This window comes from Pontibacter populi, assembly GCF_040278685.1.
GTDB lineage: Bacteria > Bacteroidota > Bacteroidia > Cytophagales > Hymenobacteraceae > Pontibacter > Pontibacter populi.
In genome coordinates, this window is record NZ_JBEOKT010000005.1 from 315,233 (window position 1) to 339,944 (window position 24,712).

At 44.7% G+C, this 24,712-nt stretch carries 23 protein-coding genes; 6 read left to right on the forward strand and 17 right to left on the reverse strand.

The genetic code is table 11. The annotated features are described in order from the left end of the window. Positions 1-56: 56 nt before the first annotated feature. Positions 57-404 carry a carboxymuconolactone decarboxylase family protein gene (locus ABS362_RS07970; RefSeq protein ID WP_185195066.1) on the reverse strand — a complete coding sequence of 116 codons (348 nt, stop codon included), beginning with the start codon at positions 402-404 and terminating at the stop codon, positions 57-59. A gap of 89 nt (positions 405-493) precedes the next feature. Between ABS362_RS07970 and ABS362_RS07975 the strand changes: the two genes are divergently transcribed. Continuing rightward, on the forward strand, positions 494-1,180 hold the full coding sequence (locus ABS362_RS07975; RefSeq protein ID WP_350411874.1) for a ComF family protein: 687 nt from the start codon (positions 494-496) through the stop codon (positions 1,178-1,180). A gap of 8 nt (positions 1,181-1,188) precedes the next feature. Here ABS362_RS07975 and ABS362_RS07980 read toward each other — a convergent pair whose 3' ends face one another. The 3 genes from ABS362_RS07980 to ABS362_RS07990 form a co-directional block, all read right to left on the reverse strand. Then, positions 1,189-1,671, reverse strand: coding sequence for a DUF4265 domain-containing protein (locus ABS362_RS07980; RefSeq protein ID WP_350411875.1), 483 nt, complete (start codon positions 1,669-1,671; stop codon positions 1,189-1,191). Positions 1,672-1,738: 67 nt separating this feature from the next. Then, positions 1,739-2,977, reverse strand: a complete 1,239-nt coding sequence (gene gldJ, locus ABS362_RS07985) for a gliding motility lipoprotein GldJ (RefSeq protein ID WP_350411876.1) — start codon at positions 2,975-2,977, stop codon at positions 1,739-1,741. Between the two features lie 63 nt (positions 2,978-3,040). Next, positions 3,041-4,054: a PorP/SprF family type IX secretion system membrane protein gene (locus ABS362_RS07990; RefSeq protein WP_350411877.1), complete on the reverse strand. Its 1,014-nt coding sequence runs from the start codon at positions 4,052-4,054 to the stop codon at positions 3,041-3,043. Positions 4,055-4,187: 133 nt separating this feature from the next. Here ABS362_RS07990 and ABS362_RS07995 point away from each other — a divergent pair, with 133 nt between their 5' ends. Together ABS362_RS07995 and ABS362_RS08000 are read left to right on the forward strand one after the other, a co-directional pair. Further along, positions 4,188-7,217 (forward strand): AsmA-like C-terminal region-containing protein, encoded by a 3,030-nt coding sequence (locus tag ABS362_RS07995; RefSeq protein ID WP_350411878.1) that lies wholly within the window; start codon positions 4,188-4,190, stop codon positions 7,215-7,217. 253 nt (positions 7,218-7,470) lie between these two features. Further along, complete coding sequence (locus ABS362_RS08000; protein WP_350411879.1) at positions 7,471-8,268, forward strand: DUF4382 domain-containing protein; 798 nt, start codon at positions 7,471-7,473, stop codon at positions 8,266-8,268. 267 nt (positions 8,269-8,535) lie between these two features. Here ABS362_RS08000 and ABS362_RS08005 read toward each other — a convergent pair whose 3' ends face one another. The 13 genes from ABS362_RS08005 to ABS362_RS08065 all read right to left on the reverse strand — a co-directional run bounded on the left by ABS362_RS08005 (position 8,536) and on the right by ABS362_RS08065 (position 19,015). After that, on the reverse strand, positions 8,536-9,012 hold the full coding sequence (locus ABS362_RS08005; protein ID WP_350411880.1) for a DinB family protein: 477 nt from the start codon (positions 9,010-9,012) through the stop codon (positions 8,536-8,538). 4 nt (positions 9,013-9,016) lie between these two features. Then, positions 9,017-9,400: a DUF6970 domain-containing protein gene (locus tag ABS362_RS08010; RefSeq protein ID WP_350411881.1), complete on the reverse strand. Its 384-nt coding sequence runs from the start codon at positions 9,398-9,400 to the stop codon at positions 9,017-9,019. A gap of 111 nt (positions 9,401-9,511) precedes the next feature. Further along, positions 9,512-9,889: a diacylglycerol kinase family protein gene (locus ABS362_RS08015; RefSeq protein WP_350411882.1), complete on the reverse strand. Its 378-nt coding sequence runs from the start codon at positions 9,887-9,889 to the stop codon at positions 9,512-9,514. 219 nt (positions 9,890-10,108) lie between these two features. After that, positions 10,109-10,648 carry a peptide-methionine (S)-S-oxide reductase MsrA gene (gene msrA / locus ABS362_RS08020; RefSeq protein ID WP_350411883.1) on the reverse strand — a complete coding sequence of 180 codons (540 nt, stop codon included), beginning with the start codon at positions 10,646-10,648 and terminating at the stop codon, positions 10,109-10,111. Between the two features lie 24 nt (positions 10,649-10,672). After that, complete coding sequence (locus tag ABS362_RS08025) at positions 10,673-10,981, reverse strand: peptide-methionine (R)-S-oxide reductase (protein WP_350411884.1); 309 nt, start codon at positions 10,979-10,981, stop codon at positions 10,673-10,675. 139 nt (positions 10,982-11,120) lie between these two features. Next, on the reverse strand, positions 11,121-11,522 hold the full coding sequence (locus ABS362_RS08030) for a methionine-R-sulfoxide reductase (RefSeq protein WP_350411885.1): 402 nt from the start codon (positions 11,520-11,522) through the stop codon (positions 11,121-11,123). Between the two features lie 257 nt (positions 11,523-11,779). After that, positions 11,780-12,745: a 23S rRNA (adenine(1618)-N(6))-methyltransferase RlmF gene (gene rlmF / locus ABS362_RS08035; RefSeq protein ID WP_350411886.1), complete on the reverse strand. Its 966-nt coding sequence runs from the start codon at positions 12,743-12,745 to the stop codon at positions 11,780-11,782. Between the two features lie 223 nt (positions 12,746-12,968). Continuing rightward, on the reverse strand, positions 12,969-13,340 hold the full coding sequence (locus tag ABS362_RS08040) for a hypothetical protein (protein WP_350411887.1): 372 nt from the start codon (positions 13,338-13,340) through the stop codon (positions 12,969-12,971). 432 nt (positions 13,341-13,772) lie between these two features. Next, entirely contained in the window at positions 13,773-14,273 is a 501-nt protein-coding gene (locus ABS362_RS08045; RefSeq protein ID WP_350411888.1) for a GbsR/MarR family transcriptional regulator, read from the reverse strand. A gap of 176 nt (positions 14,274-14,449) precedes the next feature. Then, on the reverse strand, positions 14,450-15,844 hold the full coding sequence (fumC, locus tag ABS362_RS08050; RefSeq protein WP_350411889.1) for a class II fumarate hydratase: 1,395 nt from the start codon (positions 15,842-15,844) through the stop codon (positions 14,450-14,452). Positions 15,845-16,029: 185 nt separating this feature from the next. After that, a complete protein-coding gene (locus tag ABS362_RS08055) occupies positions 16,030-17,076 on the reverse strand; it encodes a hypothetical protein (protein WP_350411890.1) in 1,047 nt (348 codons plus the stop codon). Between the two features lie 715 nt (positions 17,077-17,791). Next, entirely contained in the window at positions 17,792-18,511 is a 720-nt protein-coding gene (locus tag ABS362_RS08060) for a hypothetical protein (protein WP_350411891.1), read from the reverse strand. 21 nt (positions 18,512-18,532) lie between these two features. Further along, positions 18,533-19,015: an Mpo1 family 2-hydroxy fatty acid dioxygenase gene (locus ABS362_RS08065; RefSeq protein WP_350411892.1), complete on the reverse strand. Its 483-nt coding sequence runs from the start codon at positions 19,013-19,015 to the stop codon at positions 18,533-18,535. A 229-nt stretch (positions 19,016-19,244) separates the two neighbouring features. On the opposite strand from ABS362_RS08065, the gene ABS362_RS08070 reads away from it, so the two are divergent. From ABS362_RS08070 to ABS362_RS08080, 3 genes are all read left to right on the forward strand, one after another. Continuing rightward, positions 19,245-22,163 (forward strand): CHASE domain-containing protein, encoded by a 2,919-nt coding sequence (locus ABS362_RS08070; RefSeq protein ID WP_350411893.1) that lies wholly within the window; start codon positions 19,245-19,247, stop codon positions 22,161-22,163. A gap of 126 nt (positions 22,164-22,289) precedes the next feature. Continuing rightward, positions 22,290-23,669 (forward strand): DNA repair protein RadA, encoded by a 1,380-nt coding sequence (gene radA / locus ABS362_RS08075; protein ID WP_350411894.1) that lies wholly within the window; start codon positions 22,290-22,292, stop codon positions 23,667-23,669. 153 nt (positions 23,670-23,822) lie between these two features. Beyond that, a partial coding sequence (locus ABS362_RS08080) for a DUF4369 domain-containing protein (RefSeq protein ID WP_350411895.1) occupies positions 23,823-24,712 on the forward strand: 890 nt, incomplete at its 3' end.

Consider the following 24,712-nt stretch of genomic DNA (forward strand, 5'->3'; position numbering starts at 1 on the left):
AGTTAAATTGTTAATCTATGATAACATTAACAATGTACCATGCAACCATTAAACAATTAACTTTTCTGTGCTTTTAGTTCTTCCCAATATTCCACGGCTCTTCTGAAGTGCGGGATCACGATGGAACCACCTACCAGGTTGGCGATCGAGAATACTTCAAATACCTCTTCGTCGGTAACGCCTTCTTCAAAGCTTTTGCCCAGGTGGTATTTAATGCAATCGTCGCAACGCAAAACCATAGAGGCAACCAAACCCAGCATTTCTTTCGTTTTTACATCAAGTGCTCCTTCTGCGTATGTATTTGTATCAAGGTTAAAGAAGCGTTTAATCACTTTATTGTCGTAAGACATGATGCGCTCGTTCATGCGCGAGCGATATTCGTTGAATTCTTCTATTTGACTCATTGTTGTAAATTGATTAGCTGAAATAGCTTAACTATAATTATAAAATTACGGCAAAAAAATAACAAAACCTTAACCACTACCCCTCTACTATGTTTCAGGATCTGCTTGCCTTATTATTTCCGGAAAGTTGTTTTGCCTGTAATGGAGCCATGGTTAAAGGCGAGCGCTACATCTGTACAGATTGTAATATAAAGCTACCTTATACTGATTTTCATGAGCATGGAGCGACCGAACGAAACCCGTTGCAACGCAGGTTCTGGGGTAAAGTGCCTGTCAGATTTGCATTTGCTTATGTGTACTTCCAATCGAAGGGTCGTGTGCAGCGGCTGTTGCACCAGTTAAAATATAAAGGAGCTAAAGATCTGGGTGAGCATTTGGGGCAACGGTATGGCAGCTTACTTAAAGATTTTCAGTATAATGAGCAGTTCGATCTTATAGTTCCGGTGCCGTTGCATAAACAAAAGCTGCGCAAACGTGGCTACAACCAATCCGATTTTTTTGCGCGTGGTTTGGCCGAGGCTATGGATTTACCTGCCAGAACAGATGTACTAATCAGAACTATAAATACCAGCACGCAAACCCGGAAAGACAGGTTGAATCGCTGGCACAATGTAGAACAGGTTTTTGAAGTATCTAATCCTGAAGAGGTTAAAGAAAAACGAATACTTATAGTGGATGATGTACTGACAACAGGTGCAACCTTAGAAGCCTGTGCTGTTGCGATGTTAAAGGCAGGAGCAGCCGAAGTCAGTATTGTAACTATAGCTGCCGCCTGATCTATAGTTTATAGTCCTGAAGTTTGTTTGCGGTGCACATCCGAAAGGCTCGGCTCTGCATACTCTATCTTCTCCTCTGCTTCCAGCTTATCTAGTTCAGTTTTTACCAAACTATAGTCTACATCTTCCGGAACATCCAGCACAAAAAAATCATCATTCACCTGTTCCGATACACAACGCATCTTACTGAAAGTATCACGAATGTCATCCATAGCTATAGTTTCGTCGCTCAATACTACTTGTATAGTAGAGTGACCTCCGTAGCTAACTGTTTTCTGGTAAACCAGTTGTTTTGTTTCCGGGTCGATGTCTGCAAATACAATATCATTTGAGGCAATCAGCGAAGTATAGAACGGAATGCTATCGATCTGGTACAGCCTGTTTTCCTTATCCAGCACAAAAGCCCAAAGCGTTTCTTCTATATCCTGCTCAAACACATCGCTGTAACTTCTCACTATGATCTGAGCATGTTCGGTTGTTTCTTCTTTCATAGGGGTATATAAAATATAAAGCCCGGATGTTGGTCCGGGCTTTAAAACTATAGTTAGGTAAACTTTATTATCTGTTTGAACCAGCGTTGATCATAGCACAACGGAAACCGATCGTTGCTGTTGATGAATCCTGGGTCATGAAGCGGCGCGTACCCGGAGATAACCAGTATGCTACATCTTTCCACGAACCACCTTTGTAAACGCGTACTTCGTCGTTGATCAGAGAGTGGAAATCTTTAACATCAGCGTTAGCATAGTTTTCTTTTTCATCCAGGAAACCATCTCTACGGAATGGGTTCAGGTCTTCCACATCCTCGTAAGAAAGCGGACGGTAAACGTCTTGTACCCACTCGTTCACGTTACCAGCCATGTTATACAGACCGAAGTCGTTTGGCGGGTAAGCATAAATATAGTCTGTGATCATCGCACCATCGTTCAGGGCTCCAGCTATACCGGCATAGTCACCACGGCCACGCTTAAAGTTAGCCAAAAACTTACCCATCTGCTTGCCATACGGGTTACGAACCTGGTGTCCGTCCCAAGGGTACAATCTGCGGTGATTCTGGTTTTCGTCTTCAGAGTATTGTGTACCGATCATGGCCTGGGCTGCATATTCCCACTCAGCCTCTGTTGGGAGACGGTAGTTTGGTAATACATAACCAGACTCGATAGATGGTTTTTCGCCTTCAGCAGGAGCTTCCTCGCCGCCTTTTCTGCCAAACAGACCTCTTCTGCCACCGCCACCGGTAGCTTCTTTAGCCAGGTTTTCGTTAACCTTAGCAGTACGCCAGATGGCATAGTTGTTAGCCTGCAACCAGCTTACCCCCACAACCGGGAAGAAGCGGAAACCAGGATAACGCAGGTAATACGTTACATAAGGGTCGTTGAAAGAAAGCTGACGCTCCCAAACAGTAGTATCCGGCAGGGCAGCCTGGTATACTTCCGGCACCGAATCCTGCTTAATGTAGTGCAGGTACTCCAGCCAATGGATGTTCGCTACTTCGGTTTCATCCATATAAAAAGAAGCAACTGTTACCGTACGCTCAATATTATCGCGCGTCATGGCAACATCCTCTTCCATAGAACCTAACACGGTACGGCCACCTTCAATAAAGATCAAGCCCGGACCACCCTGAATATCAGCGTAATCCTCAACAGCAAAGGCTTCTTCATCCTCGCCATACTCTATACCTGTAGCGGAGCTGTAATCTCCCGGGTCTGTGCTGGTAGGATTTCCTCCTCTATTGCAGGCAGTAAGGAGTAAGCCTCCCAAAACCATTGCCGATAAATACTTAGCAAATTTCATAAAATAGCACCCAATTAAGATAAGGTTCTTGTAACGTAGTTTAATGTGCAATTATAACTAAAATTAGATTTCCGGACAAATAATGCGTCTGCTTATTTTTGACCGTGAGCGGCTTCGAAACACTTTATCTGTATCAAGTCGTTCAAAAACTATAGAAATTTCCGTTGCACCTCCGCTTTGCCGGTAAAAATCGCTTATTCCAACGTCGTGGCTAAACCCTACTTTTACCTGGTTAAGCTGCAGCCCTGCTATTACGGCAAGTGCCTGCTCCTGGTTTGAGCCGCCTGTTACCGGTACTCCTTTATATAATAATCCTAACGAAACAGGTGTGTAATTAGTGTATAAACCTGCATCAAGCCTATTAAAATTTTCCTGATGTGTAAAGGTAGCCGTTGGCGATATGCTAAATTCTGTTGTGCCAGCGTTTGTTCGGTAGCTGCTAACGTAAAACTTATAACCAGTGTTTGCCAAAAATCGCATCGGCAGGGTAGTTTTTTCTCCGAACCCATAAGCAGGTTTATTAAGATGAGCAGCAGTAATGCCCAGCCATAGTTGATTGGTGTAAATTAAAACACCGGTAGCAAAGCTGGCATAGTGTGTTGGTTCAAAGGTATTTACTTCTGCAGATGTAACTGCTGTCTGCCCGTTATTGCTCAGTTGGTCGCCAAAAACAAGGTTATCAAAGTTTATACGCATAGAGGCAACCGTAGCCTGCAAACCTGCGGATAAGGTAATACGGTCTGTTAATGGGGTGTGATAAGCATAACCTGCCGAAGCAGCCAGTTTTTGTAATCCGCCAATACCTGCTTTATCTTGCTGAAGCGCAAAACTAATTGCACTTTTTGTATTCGGAAGTGAAAAGTCTGCAGCTACCTGGTTCGTAATAAAAGCTCCGTTAAGAGCAGGCCATTGTGTTCGGTGACTTACAGTTACGCTCCAGTCGTGGTTCAGGCCGGCAAAAGCAGGGTTCAGGTTTAAGCGGTTGGCGTATTGTTGGGAGTAATGTACATCCTGTGCCGTGGCAACAAGGCACCACAGGCAGGCAACTATACACAAGATCCGTTTTTTTGAAAACATGCTTTAAAGTAAGTCAAAACAGGCAAATCTTAAAAATTACTGCTAACTCTACCTTGCCTTTAAAGTTTTGCATAGTTTTGGCTATACATTTACAGGATACACATTTATAACAAGATACCCTTACCTGACCGATATGAAAAAAGTAGTTATTGGCTTCTTTGTTTTTCTGGCAGTGTTGCTGGCAGTAGCGGCATTAGTGCCTGTTCTGTTCAAAGATAAAATCAAACAAACCCTGGACAAAGAGATAGCAAAGAATATTAATGCGAACGTGCTTTACCAGACCGATGATGTAAGCCTTTCGCTTTTCCGCGATTTTCCGAATGTATCGCTGGGCGTTGAGAACCTGGCTATAGTTGGAATCGATTCTTTTGCCACCGACACACTGGCGCAGGTGCCGTCTTTCAGGATGGGCCTGGACCTGATGAGTGTAGTTGCCGGCGATGAACTGGAAATTACTTCTGTTACCATGGAGGAGCCAAAGATCAGGCTTATAGTTCTGAAAAGTGGCAAAGCCAACTGGGACATTATGAAACCCGACACGGCGGCTCCTACCCCAACAGATACTACCGCCAGCGATTTTGCCATAGCCATAAAAAAATGGGAAGTAAACAATGGTACCCTTTTCTATGATGACCTGAGCATTCCGTTTGGTATGGCTGCTTATAATGTAAACCATACCGGCTCCGGCGACTTTGCCAAAGATGTGTTCGATATGAAATCGCAGACAACATCAGACCGCTTTACTATGACCTACGATGGTGTAAACTATATAGAGAACGGAAAGCTGGATGCTGATGTAACCATGGCGATGGACCTTGCTAAGTCGCTTTATACTTTCAAGGACAACAACATCCGGGTTAACGAGCTGCCTTTCACTTTTGCCGGAACTATACTGATGCCTGACGAGGCCATGGACTTTGACCTGACCTTTAAAGCTACCGAGACAGATTTTAAAAATGTGTTGTCGGTGGTGCCGGGCATGTACACAGAGCAGTTCAAGGATATTAAAACGGAAGGTAAGCTAAGCTTCGACGGTTACTTTAAAGGTCGTATGATTGATACCCTGATGCCGGGCTTTGGTACAGAACTGAAGATCATCAACGGTTTTTTTAAGTACCCTGACCTGCCACAGGCTGCCCGCAACATTAACGTAGACATGCGCATCGATAACAAAGATGGCAACCCGAATAACACAACTATAAACGTACGCCAACTGCATTTAGACCTGGGCAAGAACCCTGTTGATGCCAAAGTGCTGGTAGAAGGCCTGGAGCCGATGAAGGTTGATGGTAATGTTAAAGCAAATATCGACCTGACCGAAATGACCAAAGTGTTCCCGATTGAAGGAATGACATTGCGTGGCTTACTGAAAGTAGATGCTGATGCAAAAGGCATTTACTCCAAAACAAGTATGCCGGTTATAGATGCCGATATGCGCCTGACGAACGGTTACATTAAGTCCAAGGATTTTCCGGCTCCTATCGAGAACCTGAACATGGTAACCAATATACTGAACAAGACTGGCAACACCGACGACACCCGCATTAATGTAGAGAACTTTAACATGACTCTGGATGGCGAGCCCCTTTCTGGCCGTGCCCTTATTGCAGGTATAGATAAGCCGTCGTTCGACTTCGATATTAAAGGTATACTTGACCTGACCAAACTGACCAAGATCTTCCCGCAGGAAGGCATGACCGTATCGGGTAGAATAAATGCGAACGTGGCAGCTAAAGGGAAGCTAAGCGACATTGAAGCAGAGAAGTATAGTAATGTGTCGGCGAATGGTACGATGGGAATTGCTAACCTGAATTTTGTGAGCACCGATATGCCGCAGGGTATAAAGATCAGTAAAGCCGATGCCGTATTCAACAACGAGCGCATCGAGATCAAAAACTTGAATGGTTATTTAGGTAAGAGCGATATACAGGCAAACGGTAGCATCTCTAACTACCTGGGCTATGCCTTAGCCGATAACCAGAGCCTGCGCGGTAACTTTAACCTGAACTCTAACATCTTTGACGTGAACGAGTGGATGGTAGAAGAGACTGGCGAACCTGTAGCTAGTACTGAAGCCGAAGGGGTAGTAGAGATCCCAGCTAACCTGGACATTGCCCTGAACGTGAATGCCAAGAAAGTGCTTTATGATAACCTGACACTTAATAATATAACAGGCCGCGTGCTGGTAAAAGATAGGATCGCGAAGCTGGACAAAATTACCTTTAACACCTTAGGGGCTACTTTTGCTACAAACGGCAGCTACAACACGCAGGATCTTTCGAAGCCATTGTTCGATATGGCCCTGGACGTGCAGAACCTTAACTTTAAACAAGCATTCTCGGCCTTTAATACTATAAAAGTACTGGCTCCTATTGCCGGTTTGCTGGATGGTACATTTAATACCAAGTTTAATTTTGCCGGCGAGATGGCCCCGGACATGACACCGGTGTTTAAAACGCTGGATGGTGCCGGTGTAATAAAGGTGTTGAAGGCTGCTGTGCGGGATGTAAAGATCGTGAACCAGATCAGTACCCTGACACGCCTGGATGAACTGAAGAACTTCGTGATCGAGAACAAGATCATCGATGCCCAGATAATAGACGGTAGCCTGGTAATTAAACCTTTCGACCTGAAGGTAGGTGATATGCAGATGACCGTGGGCGGTAGCAATAACGTGAACGGCCAGATAGATTATGTAACTGCCCTGAATGTGCCAACCGGTAAGGTAGGACAGGAAATCAACTCACGGTTGGCTGGTATGATTGGTGGTAACCAGTTAAAAGCGGCGGAGCGTGTAACGCTTAACCTGAAAGTGGGCGGCACATTGGCTGATCCTAAAGTTAGCCTGGCAGGTGGCAGCGTAAAAGAACAGGCATCAAACCTGGTAAAAGAAGCGGTACAGAACAAACTGGATGATGCAAAACTGAAACTGGACCAGCGAAAGGCGCAGGCAGAAGACAGTATCAGAAATGAATTGAACCGCAGAAAGCAGGAAGCAGAACTGAAAGCACGCCAGGAATTAGAGAAAAAGAGACTGGAAGCAGAACAGAATATAAAGAAGCAGGCTACCGATAAGATCACTGATTTTCTGAAACCGAAAGCAAAACCGGCTGCTAAACCTGTTGTAACGCCAACCGACACTACAAAATCTGGTACAAAATAATACAATTTATGGTAGTACTGTAATATAGAATTGTTGTATTTAAAGAAAGATGCCTGAAGTACCCTCTTCAGGCATCTTTCATATATAGGCTTACGTAATTTCCTGCGGTTATCAGCGTTCTAACCCTACAATTGCTATCAGAGCTTTTGGAAAGCTGCAGGCTCAAGTGGTAAAAATGACAGCAACTTAAATCTTCATGTTGTCTTCATGTTTACAATAGATATTTGAGCCATAACTTTTAAATACAATAATTATGAAAAGAAAACTGATCATCCCATTCCTGTTAAGCGGCCTTATTTTTGGCTTTAGCTCATGCGACAGCGACACTGATTCTGAAGGCAGTGGAACATCTCAGCTGCAAGTGCGCATGACAGATGCACCCGGCGATTATGAAGAAGTAAATGTTGAAATTGAATCAGTACAGGTACACACCGAAGACACTGACAGCGAAGAAGGCTGGATAACATTAGATGAGATTAACCCGGGTATCTATAACCTGCTAGATTTTGCTAATGGCCGTGATACGTTGCTGGCAAGTTCTGAACTACCTGCCGGAACTATCTCACAGATCAGACTTATACTGGGCGACGACAACTCAGTTAAACTGAAAAGCGGTGAAGTAATAGACCTTAAAACACCAAGCGGCCAGACTTCGGGCGTTAAGCTATCAGTAAATGCAAAGCTGGAGTCTGATGTAACCTATGTAATGCTGCTTGACTTTGATGCTGCAAAATCTGTAGTAGCTAAAGGCAATGGCGGTTACAACCTGAAACCGGTGATCCGTGTAATTTCGCAGGCTGTTGCTGGTGGTATAAAAGGTGCTGTTACGCCTGCTGAATATAAGCCAGGTATTTATGTGATCTCAGCCGCTAACGATACGCTGGGTGGCTATGCCAACGACGAAGGTAACTTCCTGATAAAAGGTGTACCGGCTGGTACGTATTCTGTTCAGTTCTTTACAGAAGGCGCTGCCCATGATACAACTATAACAAATGTAGTAGTATCGCAGGATGCCATTAAAGACCTGGGAACTATAGAATTGCCTGAATAAGGAAAATTGAGCCGTTATTAAACCGGTATCAACTATAACTGATTAATTTGTGAACCCCTCCATGTAAAAAGGAGCTCCATCTGGAGCTCCTTTTTATTTGTGGTAACTATAGTTATTTGTTGGAGTTGTGAGGTGTAATCTCTTGCATAGTTTAACCCACCCCTAACCCCTCCAGGGAGGGGAATAAAATGCTCTTTAATAAATTCCCCTCCTCGGAGGGGTTAGGGGTGGGTTAATTTTTTCTCCTTTGCCAATTAACCTGAAATCTTAATAAACCTGGCCCATCAGCTCACGCACATAGGTAACGTAATCGGTATTTGGCGGTGTAAAGCCATTCTTACGCAGGTCTGTGGCCACTTGTGCGCGGTGGTAGGTAGCGTGGTTAAAGGCATGTGTTAAAATATCGAGCACGCGGGTGCTGTATTCGTTGCCCTGGCTATTGGTATAGTTTATCAGGCGGTTAAATTCGGCTTCGTCGGCGTTGGCTACCAGTTCGGCAATTTTATAAGATGCGCTTTTATGCAGTTCTTTTAGTTGCTCCAGGTTATGCTCCTGCCATACTTTAACCGGGCTGGTTGTGCCGGTAATGCGTGCTATCCAGATGGCCTGTGCGTTCAGGGCATGGCTCATTAAGCGTGCCGCATTGTTTGGTACCGCTGGTAAGCTGCTAAATACATCCAGCATGGTCTGGTTAGCCCAGATATTATATTCTGATAAGTTCTTCAGTACGTCGTTTCCTGTCATTGTCTTAGCGTTCTCTTTTATCTTCCCAAATTATAGTTTCGTTTGTGCGCTTTTCTGCAAAGTCAGGGCAGCGGCCATCTCCTTTTCCGGTTATACCGCCATCCGGCTCGCAAAGCTGGTTGCCATCCCTGTCAAATAGCTTAGATGGTATGTCGCAGCAACGGCCTGTCAGGTAGTATACTTCCTGATCGTTATAGGTATAGCGGTAAATTTTAGCGGGTGGGTTAGCAGGTGCTTCTTCCTGCAGTTGTTGTATCAGTTCGTTTAGCCAGGGTGCCGCCTGTGCGTTAGCTGTAGCTCCTTCCGGAATCTGCGGCGATATGCCTGGTTTGCAGGCAGCCATACCAAAGATGGCAATGATCAGTATGCGTTTAATGGCTGTATACATTTCCGTTTTTTTAAGCGGCTGCAAATGTAGCTAATTTAATTCTGAGTTTTGAATACGCTCTGAGAAGTACGGATAAATTATAGTGCAGGATGAAGATCGGTACCGACAGCTTTAATATGAATTGACCATGTCCTGCATGTAAGGTATAAAGATGATCAGGCCAACTATAGCTGCCGTTATAGCAGCCACCAGCACAGCGCCAGCTGCCAGGTCTTTGGTTTTGCCGGCCAGCGGGTTATGCTGCGGCGATACCAGGTTAGTGAGTGTTTCGATGGCAGTGTTAAAGATCTCGGCGGTAATAACCAACCCTATACTTCCGGCCAGCAGGCACCACTCCAGTTTTGTAACCCTGAAAATGATACCGGCAACTATAACCCCGATGGCAGCCAGTATATGCAGGCGCATGTGCGGCTCCGAACGCACAGCCGAGTTCAGTCCTTTAAAGGCAAACTTAAAGCTGTTATAGCGTTTCTTGAAGTAGCTATCCAATGGAGAATTAATAATGATTAATGACGAATTCTTGATAAACAATATCAAGTTACGAACTATTAAGCTATTCAGAGTTTATTCTGACGTCAGTTCACGCCCTTACTGTGTGTTTTCACCAGCAAGTATAAATCCCATTTTACCGAATTGTTAGCGAAAACACCAACAATGGCTCGATTCCAAGTTATTGAATAATATCGAATAACAAATAACAGACAGCCACTAACTATATTCCGGTTTTAACTTGTCTTTAAACACCTTCCGGAACTTCTCTACTTTAGGACGAACTACAAAGGCGCAATAAGGCTGGCTGCCGTTTCTCAGAAAGTAATCCTGGTGGTAATTCTCGGCTGGGTAATAATTGGTGAGCGGCTCTATAGTTGTCACGATAGGGTCATCAAATGCGCCCGATTCGTCTAAGGCCAGTTTATACTTTTCGGCCAGTTGTTTTTGCTCTTCGTTGTGGTAAAAAATAATAGAGCGGTACTGCGGGCCAACGTCGTTGCCTTGGCGGTTTAAAGTGGTTGGGTCGTGGGTTTCCCAGAACACGCGCAATAGCTCTTCGTAGCTTATCACTTCAGGTTCAAAAGTTATCTGTAGTACTTCTGCGTGGCCTGTAGTGGCACTGCACACCTGCTCATACGTAGGGTTTTCCACATGGCCACCTGCATATCCCGACTCTACTTTATCCACACCTTTCAGTTGTTGAAAAACTGCCTCTGTGCACCAGAAGCATCCATTGCCGAACGTTGCTATTTCCATTGTTCTATTGTCTTTTTAGGTAATCTATAGTTTATACTTCAGCGCATCGGCATTTATGCAGTAGCGCACATTGGTTGGTGTACGGGCATCGTCAAACAAATGACCCAGGTGCTGTTTACATTGGCTGCACAACAGTTGTATCCGTTCCCGACCATATGTGTTTAATTGGTTCTGCTTTATGTTCTCTCCTGCCTGTGCCCAGAAGCTTGGGAAGCCCGAACCAACCTCAAATTTATACTTTGCTTCAAATAGTATTAGTCCGCAGTTGGAGCAAACATAGACTCCGTTTTTCTGCTCGCTCTCCGATACTTTCTGGTTGCGTACGAATGTCATGTAAGAGCCTATCCAGTTTGTTATCCCCCTACCCCCTTCAGAGGGGGACTTTATCTTCTAATGTAATCAACTATAGATTTACGCATTACTGAATGTCCCTTTTGAAGGGGGCAGGGGGATGATTTACGTTAGCAGAAAACTAATCTTCTTTCTCCAGGTCTTCTACCGGCACAAACTTCATAGAGAGCGAGTTCACGCAGTGGCGGATGTTCTTTGGAGTCAGGTACTCGCCTTCGAACACGTGACCCAAATGTGCGCCGCAATTAGCACAAACAATTTCAGTACGTCTGCCATCGGCATCCGGTATGCGTTTTACAGCTCCGGTTATTTCATCGTCAAAGCTCGGCCAGCCACAATGCGACTCAAACTTGTACTCCGAAGTATAAAGTGGCGCGTTGCAACGGCGGCACAAGTATACACCTTCCGCTTTGTTGTGCTCGTACTCTCCGGTGCCCGGGTATTCGGTGCCTTTTTGTACTATAATGCGCTCTTCTTCGGGGGTAAGCTTGTTATATTCTGATGGGTCTTTCGCAATTTTCATAGGTATAGAAATGTTGTGTTGTTCTGTTTATACGTGAGGTTTTAAGAACAGCGAAAAGTTAAGAAGGTTTTGTAAATCTATAGTTGGAATAACTGCAAATACCGCAAGTTTGAGCGCAGCGGTAACTTGTGGGATGGTATGGCAGCCATTTTGTAACTGGCGAAAGCAGGAATGCTGAAAAATTTAAAATGCCAGCTACAAACTGGCTGCAAAGTATAACCCCAAGTTGCATTACCGCTAAACTTTCGGGATGAAACCTACTTCCATCTCACTGCCACCCACTTTTGCTGTTGCTCTTTGCTGAGAAACGTCCAGGCTACGATGCGGCTTATTTTATTTCCCTGGCCCATGGGTATAGTCTTTATATCTTTAGCGCCTGCTGCTTTCAACGCATATAGTACGCTTTTTAGGTTCGATTCTTTTGAGATCAGTGTTGTAAACCAAAAGCAGGAGGTAGAAAATTGTTTGCTCTGGGAGATCATGTTTTCCACAAATACTCTTTCGCCCCCTTCGCACCACAACTCAGCTTTTTGCCCGCCAAAATTCAAGGTTGGTTTTGCGATCTTCTTTTGCTGCAGGTTCTTTAACTTGCGTATGGTTCCCGCCTGGGCTTCTGCTAAGGATGCATGAAAGGGCGGGTTGCAGATGGTCACATCGATGAACTCATCCTTTTTGATGATCCCGTGAAAGATGTTTTTAGCATTTGGCTGCAACCGCAACTCCACATTACCCTTTAAAGCAGGGTTTGCTTCTACGATGCTGTTTGATGACTGTATGGAAACCGGGTCTATATCGGCGCCAATAAAAGACCAGCCATACTCCCTGTTACCGATGATCGGGTAAATGCAGCTGGCGCCAACGCCAACATCAAGGCACGTTACTTTATTGCCTGTCGGTATTTTGCCTTGGTTTGAGGCGGCTAACAGGTCGGCCACATAATGTATATAATCTGCCCTACCGGGGATGGGCGGCGTTAGGTAGCCTTGTGGAATATCCCAGTGCTTGATGTCGTAGAAGTGTGCCAGAAGCGCTTTGTTCAGCATTTTTACTGCCTTCGGGTCAAAGAAATCCACAGACTCATCCTTGTACTCATTCAGCTTCACAAAGGGCTTTAGCTCCGGGCAACTGGCTATAAGTTGTTTGAAATTATAGCGTCCGCGGTGCCTATTGCGTTGGTGCAACTCCGATTTCTCTTTTGGATGTACTTTCTTTTTAGGAAGCATGAAACGGCTGGTGGTGTGCTTGTAATTACGTAGGTTTTGTGAATCTATAGTTGTTGCTATAGTTTATAATGTAGGTTTTAGCTCAGCGGTAATTTGTCGGAAGCGAGATTCTGTGTTTATAGTTGATCGTTCTTGCTGGCGCGAGCTTGTAGCTCGTGCTTTTGTTTTGAAATAAGAATGTAAGTACGAGCTACAAGCTCGCACTAGCGGGTATAACGGTAGCTTAGGCTTCTTTCACTTCTACTTTTTCTTTTGCCTTACGTTTGCCCCGGAAGAATAGGAAAAGATTAAGAAATAGCATGATACCTAAATAAATAGAAAATCCACCCAATTTGTAGCTAAGTGCTTCAATCAAATCCTGAGAAGTGAGGACATTGCTCATTTTAAGTATAAGGAGAGCTGCTCCGATATTCATCAGATAAAAACCAATTTCGAAGAGCCGGTTGGTAGCAAAAGCTATTTCCTGTCGACCATTAAAAATGTCGAGCATAAAAATCTGGCTGTTCTTGAAAAGCGTTCGGGCTACAAGTACTGTCATTAATAAAGCGATAGGAAGATAGATTAGATAACCTTTAACCATTAATGCATTTTCCATTACTCTGTCTGTTTAGTGATTTAATTATTCTTGATTATTGTTTTTTCTGCTGATAAAATAGAGTGTCAATAAATTGAAGATGTGTATGCATCCCAAGGAAATTAAAATAATACCAATCCTGTTGCTTAACACTTCTAAAAGTTGCTCATAAGTTTGAATAGGTAATTCCTGGACCATCAATACAAACACATAACCTATATTGAGCAGGTAATACCCTGTAAGTAAAATTTTATTGATTGGGTCAACCATAGCGTCGTTATGCTGAAATATCTGCAGTAGATATAATCTGCCATTGGTATACAAGCTCTTCCCTACCCAGTATGTAACAAACAGCCCTATCGGTAGATAAATAGAATAAGCAACTATGGTTAAGTTAATGTTCATTGTTATTCATAACTTTCAGTAATTATTGAAACATACTATCAAAAAAATTTACCTAGTTATCTTACCCAATATCTTAAAGAACCAATTAGAGTTAGATTGAATAAAAGTATTAATAACTGAATCAGCCTGTTTTGCAAAACCTTTTAAATCTGTAGTTACTTTTCTGAATTCCTTTACCTGTTCATCATCGCCCTGTACAGTTGATACTTCATCCAAAAGCCTTATTATCGGATCCAGTTCACGTTTTTTGCGCTCTTTAGCAACTTGCGCTGCCAAAACCATAGGGTCTTTATCAGTAGAGAAAAACTCTTTTCTTTCACCAGGTATAAGCACTTTTTTTGCAAGGCCCCAATCCAAAAGCGCACGAAGGTTCATGTTTGCATTTCCTCTGGAAATCTTCAGCTCATCCATTATATCTTCAGTAGATAAAGGCATAGTAGCTATCATTAAAAGTGCATGAATTTGTGCCATCGTACGGTTTACGCCCCAACTAGATCCAAGACTTCCCCAAGCTTCAATATATCGCTGTTTTGCTTCGCTGTATTCCATGACACAATGATAAATGTTATTTCATAACTTTCAAACATTATTGAAAATTAAATTACTTCGTATACAAGTGATATGATAGAAAGATATTCTACCTAAATCAAAAGATATAGCATCAAACAAAAAAAGCAGCCCCTTCCGGAGCTGCTTTTCCTTTATCTATAAAACTATAGTTCTTACTATTTCAAGCTGCCGATCATGTCCTCCGGCTTCACCCACTCGTCGTACTGCTCGTTTGTTAGCAGTTCCAGTGAGATGGCTGCCTGGCGAAGGGTTGTTCCTTCTTTGTGGGCTTTCTTCGCGATCTTGGCGGCGTTGTCGTAACCGATGTGCGGGTTAAGGGCCGTTACCAGCATCAGCGAGTTCTCCAGGTTCTCTTTAATGCGGGCTGTGTTTGGCTCTATACCTATGGCGCAATGCTTATCGAACGAGTCGCAGGCATCACCGATCAGCTGGGCGCTCATCAGCAGGTTGTAGATCATCACCGGCTTAAACACGTTCAGCTCGAAATGGCCGTTCATGCCACCAACCGAGATAGCCACGTCGTTACCGATCACCTGTGCGCAAACCATGGTCATAGCCTCGGCCTGCGTTGGGTTTACTTTACCTGGCATGATAGAAGAACCCGGTTCATTCTCCGGAATCAGGATCTCAGCGATACCAGAACGTGGGCCAGAAGCCAGCAAACGGATATCGTTCGCGATCTTCATCAGCGATACAGCCAGTTGCTTCAACGCTCCAGATGTTTCTACGATAGCATCGTGTGCGGCAAGAGCCTCGAATTTGTTAGGAGCTGTGATAAACGTATGGCCGGCAAACTGAGAGATCTTCTCGGCTACCAGTACATCGTAACCAGCCGGTGTGTTAAGACCTGTACCAACTGCAGAACCACCAAGGGCCAGCGTGCTCAGGTGCTCCAGTGTGTTGCGAAGCGCTTTCATACCATAGTCCAGCTGGGCTACGTAACCCGAAAGCTCCTGGCCAAGTGTAAGTGGCGTAGCGTCCATCAGGTGCGTACGTCCGATCTTCACCACATCCATGTAAGCCTCGGCTTTGCTGTTAAGCGTATCACGAAGTTTTTTAACTAATGGCAATGTGTGCTCAACCACTTTTTTGTAAGCGGCAATGTGCATCGCCGTCGGGAACGTATCGTTCGAAGACTGCGACTTGTTTACGTCGTCGTTCGGGTGAATCTTCTTTTTCTCGTCCATCAGGTTGCCGCCCAATAGTACGTGGGCACGGTTAGCCACCACTTCGTTCACGTTCATGTTAGACTGCGTGCCCGAACCTGTCTGCCAAACTACTAGAGGAAACTCATCAGCCAGTTTACCTTCAAGAATCTCGTCACAAACTTTACCGATTATCTCAGCTTTTTCCTGGGCCAATACACCTAGTTCAGCGTTAGCAAATGCAGCCGATTTTTTAAGTATAGCAAAAGCTTCGATCACTTCCTTCGGCATCAACTGGCCGCCGATGGTGAAGTTTTCTTTAGAGCGTTGTGTCTGAGCGCCCCAGTATTTGTCTGCAGGCACCTCAATCGGGCCCATCGTGTCTTTCTCTACGCGAACTTGCATATCGATTTATGTTTGGTTTAAAGGATCAGTTTAACTGCGGCAAAACTACGAAAAAGAGTTACGAGTTACGAATTTCGAGTTACACTTCATTTATAGTTTCTGCTCATATAGTCATTTCGAATGCAATGAGAAATCTAGTTAGAATTTGAGATAGATCTCTCCTATCGTCGAGATGACAAATGGGATTACTCTCCAAATACTGGTACTTGTCTTTGCTCTATTTTCAGTGGCTTGCGCACCTGTTTGGTTACGTATTTCTTTTCCTGCTCAAAAGCTACAATCTTCAGGGTAATGTCCAGCCCTGTAACAGTGTTGCTGTTCCGAAAGACAGCGTAAAGGGTGCCATCGGTTGTTTTCGGGGTTTCGGAGAGAGCTACCTTTTTATAGTCGGAGATAATGCCGGTGCCCTGCGCGAAAGTATAAGGTTTCCAGCCTTCTTCATCGGCCACAAACTTCTCTGCTGATTGCTTATTCATGAAATAGTAATCAATATTTCCGCTGGCATTAACCTGTGGCAGACTAGGCAGCAAACCCAATCCAAAACCAACCACCGGACTCACAGTAGACGAAGCAATTACAGAAGCGCCTTTCGTTACCAGTTTGGTCATGTTCTTCAGTTCCTCCACCGATTGCTGCCCCACGCCTACCCAGTAAACCCAGTGGACCGTGTTGGCCGGCAACTTAAACGGCACCGAAACCCGGCTTGGGTTCAGGTTTGCCATAGATGCCACCCGGAATGTTTTATCAACTAAAGTAACAGGCTGCAGTTCACCTTTCACCAGCACTTTTTCTGAGGCAGTGGTCCAGGTGGTGTCAGCTATAGTTTTCCAGGTAATGTTGGAATTGAAGTGGCGTGTTTCTTCTTTTTCAGGCAAACGTTTTATAGCTAACCGCGCAGGTATGGCTTTATCGGATGCAGATGAAATTATAAACTTGTAAACCAGCTTTTGTGGCACGGTCAGCTTCAGTTCTTTTACCTTCTTTACAGGTTGCGAACTATAAACGATAGCCCCCGAAGTATAGTCCTGTACTTCCAGTTTTATAGTTTGCCCGGGTTTGTCAGGTTCCACATTCAGCACCACCACGTCACCTTTCTGGAAACCATAATGTAGGATATTTTGCTGGCCTGTTGCCGGTATCGTTATAGTTTGCTCGGTTACAGTAATTGCTTTCTTCTGTGCTATAGTTGCCACACTCCATAGCAGCATCAGCATCAGTAATTTATACTTCATTTTAGATATCCTGAAATTCGGATGCAAAGATACTAACAGAACTAAGATTTTTAAGACTTGAAGGATTTTAGGATTATGTTGGTGAGTGTAGTTTTATAGTTAACGTGGTCCAACCACCCCCAACCCCTCAGAGCTACGCTCGCTACCTTCGAAATCCCTTCTCGGTAGTCTAAGGCGGGGAGTTTTTTGCTTTTTACTTTGTCATCTCGAACAGCGTGAGAGATCTGGTATAGATTAACATCCCCCTTCGCCCCCTTCAAAGGGGGACTTTCTGCTATTGCTATAGTTAACATGTAGTTCTATAGTTTAAGTCTATCCCACAGACAGGTCGCGGCCTGTCCCTACAAAATTATGACCACGATAAATGTCGAAGCTCAATGGTTCAAACTATAGAAAAGCAGTTGCTATGAGAAATTTCTCTGTCTTTGGGTTGAGCGCCTTGTGAATATCTGGTGCCGCAGGCATTGCGAAGAATGAGCAAAAGAGATTCGCACCGCGCGATGCCCGAAGACGGGGCCTCCCGGCCGTGAGGGCACCAAAGCTGATTTGAAACTATAGGCAAGTAAAGCTCCCAGGATTGAAAGTAGTTTGAAACTATAGCTTGATTAAAATCAGAAAATAATCAAACTATAAGACACATAAGATCCCTCGGCTGACGCTCGGGATGACAAAACCCTAATAAGCTATAGAACTACACGATAGACAAATAGTAATATTACCTGATCACCCTTTTCCCTGATTTTTCAGATAATAAAGCGATCATTTCTAACTGTACAGGCTTCAGGTAAGCGGTGTTAATGTTGGTGTTATCTTTAAAAGTTATCAGGTATTCTCCTTCGTTGCCAAGGTATTCGATCTTATTGATATCTGACATACTATAGCTGCGTTCCTGAGAAAACAGATTGGTAACGGTCAGTGTGTTTTCGTAGACCCTGATGTGCCATTGCATTACAAACCAGACAACCACGCCGGAAATAACTATCATTGCCAGGAAAAGGATCCGGTAGATAGCTGTAGAACCACGGCCTTCTGTTTGGAGTAGGTGTGTTTGGTACATTTCATAATCATGACCCAAGAGTGCTTTTTGAGCCAGTTTTAGCGGAAGTACGCCTAATGTTAAACCGAGCAGCAAGCCTGGCGCGAAGAATGCCCGGAAGTTAGGTGTAAGCAGGTGCACCCAACCCTGGGAAGAAGCATGTATGATACTTGAGAGCATAGCCAGCACTCCGGCGCTAAACACGGCCAGTACGCAGGTAAAAAAGAAGTAAGCGATTGTTAGCTTCCACTCCTTCTTTTGCATGTATTGTTGTTCGTCTGGGGTTAGCTTTTCTCCGGTTGCGCCTGCCAGTAACCTGCGCATGGCAAAACGTATGACAGGCAACAAAGCGGCTATGGCAAACATGCCTATCAAAAGGCTTCGTATAATCTCAAGCATAAACGGGTATTTTCTGCAAAGTTAATAGGGTATACCCAATTTCCGGTATATAAATCCAAGTAACCAGGCAGGCCCTATCAGTAAAAACTGCAGATCTTTTAAAAAGGAAGGTTTTTTGCCTTCTATTTTATGTCCGTAAAACTGCCCTACCCAGGCCAGCACAAATATAACCAGGCTTACCAACCATAGCGGGCTGTCCGTTTTATAATCTACAAGGTACACGAACCAGAGTACGGTGGCGCAAACTATAGCCATGCCCACAAACATAGTTACCGACAGGCGCAGGTAAAACAGCAGACCCAGCAGTATAACTATAGTTCCGAAATGTACAAAAGGCTGAAGCTGTTCCGGGAAAAACTGTTTAAGCTGCTCGCTTGGGATGCTGGCTAACAAACCTATAATACTGAAAAAGATAAGCGGTACACATATCCAATGGATCAGTTTGTTTGTATGGTTCTGATGGCTTTGGCCATATTCGGTAAACCATTGTTGTAGCGGTTTCATCTGGCAGGGTTTATAAGTTATACTACTTAATGTAGCGGATTTGTATATAATTTACAAGAGATTGGGATAAAACGTATTATACAAAAAGTCATAAAATGATAAGAACGGTAAATTTGCTAGGCTATAGGTTTTTTGTATATTTGGGTATGCTACAACCGCAGCTCAACAAATAAAAAGGGTAAAAGTATACTTTATACTATTGCGCTGGCTGTAGTTTAAACCCCATTCTATGAGATTAGCTAAAGTTGCTTCTTTTATCCAGGACCATGTAATTGCTATCTCCTCTTTCCTGCTCATCTTTCTTGTAACAATATTTTTATATTCCGAGACAAAGAAGAAGGCTGCCGAGCGAAGCGAAAAACTATTTGAACTACGCGCCGACCAGGCCACGCAGGATATTCACAAACGCCTTAACGACTACATACAGATACTGATCGGGGGGAAAGCCTTATTTATTGCCTCTGATACTGTCGAGCGCGCTGCCTGGCGCACCTACTATAAAAACCTGAACCTCGAAGAAAAGTACCCGGGTATACAGGGCCTTGGTTATACACACTTCATCAGGCCCGACGAAATGGAAAAACACGTCAGGCAGATAAGGAACGAAGGCTTTCAGGATTATAAGGTTACGCCCGAAGGCGAGCGCCCGATCTATAGTTCAATTATTTATCTGGAGCCTTTTACCGGCCGTAACCTGCGGGCTTTTGGTTTCGATATGTTCAGTGAGCCTATCCGGCAGTCGGCTATGCGCATTGCCCGCGATACCAAACAACCTGCTATGTCGGGCAAGGTGCGGCTGGTGCAGGAAACCGGTAAAGATGAACAGTCCGGGTTTCTGATATACCTGCCCATTTACCGCAACAACGCTGACCCTGAAACTATACAGGACCGACAATACATGATCAAAGGCTTCATCTATAGTCCTTTCCGGGCAAAAGATTTTATGTCCTATGCCTTAGGCCAAGACCATGGCGACATCGATATAGAAGTGTACGACGGCACGACTATGAACGAAGAGACCTTGTTATACAGCACTGATTCCGTATTGCATTACAACAGAAATAAGCAGCGGCTAAGCAAGACCAATACTATAACTATAGCCAACAATACCTGGCGCATACACAGCACAGCTAAACCATCTTTCCTGCAAACTTCCGATGCCGGCCTGCCCTATTTCATTTTGCTGGGTGGTAGCATCATCAGCTTCCTGATGTTCTTTATTATCTGGTCGCTATCAAGCACACGACGCTCTAACCGCCTGAAGCAAACGATAACCGATAATGCCACAGCTGCCCTGTTTATAATGGATGCCAATGGCTACTGTACCTTTATGAACCCCGCTGCGGAAGAAATGACAGGTTATACCTTCGAGGAGATATCAAGTAAGCCGCTCCACGAAATGATCCACCATCATTACCCGGACGGGAGGCCTTACCCAATGCATGAATGCCCGATAGACAGAGCTCTGCCTACAAACAACGACATGCGTGCCCACGAAGATAATTTTATCCGGAAAGATGGCACTTTCATAAACGTAAGCTGTGCTGCACAACCTATTTTCGAAAACGGAGTGCCGGCTTATACTATAATCGAGGTACGCGATATTACAGATGAAAAGCGGGCGCAGCAGGCAATTATAGAAAGCGAAGCACGCTTCAGGGCGATGGCCGATAATGCACCGGTAATTATTGCGATCACGGACGAGACAGGGCATTTTACCTATGTTAACAAGCAGTGGATCGACTTTACAGGAACATCTTTAAAGGACACCTTAAACCGTCAGTGGATCAGTTACCTTCATGCTGAGGATCGGGAATACGCTGGCCAGAAATACGATAAGGCTGTTGAAGAAGGCGTTAGTTTCAGGATGGAACTCCGAATGCTGCGCCTCGACGGGCAATACCGATGGGTTGCCACAACCAGTACGCCACGTTTTAACGCCGATGGTGGCTTTATGGGCCACATTACTTCTATCATCGATATAACAGAGATAAAGGAAGCCGAGCGAAGAGTAAAACAAAATGCTGAATTGCTGCAGAAGCTGTTCCTGGAAGTTCCGGCGTTGGTGGGTCTGGTGCGTGCTCCAGATATGCAGTATGTGCTGGCTAACCCGCTTTACCGTAGTTTGTATGGCAACCGCCCGCTGGTAGGCCGAACCATTTACGAAGCACATACAGACCGCGAAGGAGATGGCTTCTTTAAGAAAATAGAGGAAGTTTTTAAAACCGGAAGTCCTTATGTAGGCAACGAGGTGCCAGTAACTATAACACCAACGGGCAACGGAGCGCCTATAGAAGCTTACTTTAACCTGGTATATCAGCCGCTAAAAGACCTGAACGGGAACGTAGAAGCAGTATTGGTATTTGCCATAGAAGTAACGGAATTGGTAACAGCACGATCGGGGTTGTTGGCTGCCAACGATGAGTTAAGCGACAAGAACAACGAACTGCTCCGCATCAATAGCGACCTGGATAACTTTGTATACACTGCCTCTCACGATCTTAAATCGCCGATCGCGAACATTGAGGGCCTGGTAATTATGCTCCGCGATATACTGCACGGCAAGCTTAACACCGAAGACGAAAAAGTGCTGGATATGGTAAGCAACTCCATAAACAAGCTGAAAGGAACTATAGCCGACCTTACCGAGATAACCAAAGTACAAAAAGAGCTACAGTCTAAAGTAGAGCCGCTCCGGTTTGATGAAACGCTGAAAGATGTGCTGATAGACATAAACGGACTGGTAGATGAAACAGGCACCCATATAAATACCAGCTTTAACGTGGATGCTATAGTATATGCCCGTAAGAACCTGCGGAGCATTATGTACAACCTGGTATCCAATGCAGTAAAATACAGGTCGACGGACAGAACCCCGGAAGTTAAAATAAGCACTTACCGCCAGGATGGTTATGTAGTGCTGGAAGTTACCGATAACGGGTTGGGTATCAAAAAAGAGCATCAGCACAAGTTATTCAGCATGTTTAAGCGCCTGCACACGCACGTAGAGGGTACTGGTATTGGTTTATACATTGTAAAGCGCATTATCGAGAACAACGGCGGTAAAATAAAAGTAGAAAGCGACCATGGCGTGGGCACCACGTTCAGGGTTTATTTTAAAGAGGTGCCTGTGGAGGAAAAAGTATAGTTACTACCCACAAAATATTACCTTTAAGCTGCATTTTATTGACCGTTTTACACCTTATAGTTGTTATAGTCTGATGGCAAAAAACTCCTTTCTGCCAACTATAAATCCAACAAGAATTAACCTTACATGGCTAAAATAAAAACCTCCTACTTCTGCCAGAACTGTGGCGCACAATCAGCAAAATGGATTGGCAAATGCCCGGCCTGCGGCGAGTGGAACACTTACGTAGAAGAAGTAGTGCAGCGCGAAGAACTGACCCCGACCAGCATCTGGAAAGTCGGCAGCAGCTCGGCGCAAGTGGCAAGCAAACCTAAACCAATTGCCGATATTACTTTTCAGGAGCAGCAGCGCATAGATACCACCGACCAGGAACTGAACCGTGTGTTGGGTGGCGGCATTGTGCCTGGCTCTATGGTACTGATCGGTGGCGAGCCAGGTATAGGCAAATCGACGCTGATGCTGCAGATAGCGCTGAGCTTACGAGGCATGCGCGTGCTGTATGTAAGCGGCGAGGAAAGCGAGCAGCAGATTAAGATGCGTGCTGAACGTATTGGAACAGCCACCTCCGACTGCTTTATATTAACTGAAACCGGTACCCAAAACATCTTTAAGCAAATAGAGCAGCTGCAGCCACAGATACTTATAGTTGACTCTATCCAGACGCTTCATTCTTCCTTTATAGAAGCCGGCGCGGGCAGCGTGAGCCAGGTGCGTGAGTGTACGGCTGAGCTCCTGAAATTTGCCAAAGAAAGTGGTACGCCTGTTTTCCTGATCGGCCACATCACCAAAGAAGGTAACCTGGCTGGTCCTAAAATTCTGGAACACATGGTGGATACTGTGCTGCAGTTTGAGGGCGACCGCCACATGACCTATCGTATTCTGCGCACCACCAAAAACCGCTTCGGCTCTACTTCTGAACTGGGAATTTATGAGATGATGGGATCTGGCTTGCGTGAAGTAAGCAACCCTTCAGAGATCCTGATATCGCAGCGAGAGGATGCGTTTAGTGGCATTGGCATTGGTGCCACGCTGGAAGGTAACCGGCCGCTTTTAATTGAAGTGCAGAGCCTGGTAACCCCTGCTACGTACGGCACGCCACAACGCACCAGTACCGGCTTTGATGGCAAGCGCTTGAACATGCTGCTGGCCGTACTCGAGAAACGCGGTGGCTACAGGCTTGGTGCACAGGATGTTTTCCTGAACATAGCTGGTGGTCTTAAAGTAGAAGACCCTGCCCTGGACCTGGCCGTTTGTGCTTCTATTCTATCGTCGTTTGAAGATCTGGCAATACCAAACACAGCCTGCTTTGCTGCAGAAGTAGGTTTGGGTGGCGAGATACGCGCTGTAAATCGTGTAGAGAACCGCATTACCGAAGCTGAAAAGCTGGGCTTTACCGATATCTACATCTCTAAATACAACAAAAAAGGGCTCGATTTCAGTAAGTTCAACATTATAGTACATGCCTTTAGTAAGCTGGAAGATGTATTTGGTGAATTGTTTGGATAAGCCTTTTGCAGTAATAAAAGAGCAACTATAGCATTTCTGTTTTTGTGCAGTAATTTCTGTTGTTCCGGAATTTATAGTTAGTATCTTGATGTTCAGTTACATAAATCCATTAAATTGGGCTAAAGTAGCTGAACATTCTATTTCCAACCTTTTATGAAGCGAATTCAATTACTGCTGTTGCTGGCAGCACTGCTGCTGGTACACTACACGTTTGGGCAAAGCAAAGCCATTATTACCGGCAAAATCACCAACCCGCTTTCCGATGAGATAACGGTCATCACCTATCCAAACCCGCTCATCCCTGAAGAAAAAGAAATAACTGTAGCACTTAGCGGCAACACTTTTAAGCTGGAGATACCCGTTACAGAAACTACGCTGGCCGAACTGGTGCACGATAACGAGGTAGTACCTGTTTACCTGGAGCCCGGCTATAGTTTAACGCTGAGTTTTAACGGTGATAAATTTCTGAAAACTATAAAGTTTGAAGGTAAAGGCGCTAACGAGAACAACTACCTGGCACAATACACCCGCCGTTTTGATGAGGTAGAAGATTACCAGGTGCTGCCCGACAACATTAAGCTAAATGAAAAGGAGTTTACCGAATTCCTGGACCTGCGCAAGAAAGATCAGCTCAAAAACCTGGAGAAGTATGCAGCCAAAAATCCGGTTTCAGATAAATTTAAAGCCTTTGCCCTATCAGAGATCGAGTATGGATACGCCAACGATAAAGTAACCTACCCGGCCCTGCGCCAGCGTGTAGGAGCCAGCAAAAATTATGTAGCCCCTTCAACCTCTTTTTATGCTTTTCTGGATGAACTGGACATGCAGAAAGGTTTAGCGATAAGCCCTGCTTATATAGCGTTCCTGCGCAACTATACCGCACACTATACCAAAGCCGCCGGACTAACTGAAACCGATAAACAATATTATAAAACCAACTATAAGCTAGCTGCTGAAAAGCTGCAGGGCAATGCCCGTTTACTGGCACAGGCAAATATCCTGAAACAATCTATCCAGAAAGGACATATTGGCCACACCGAAGA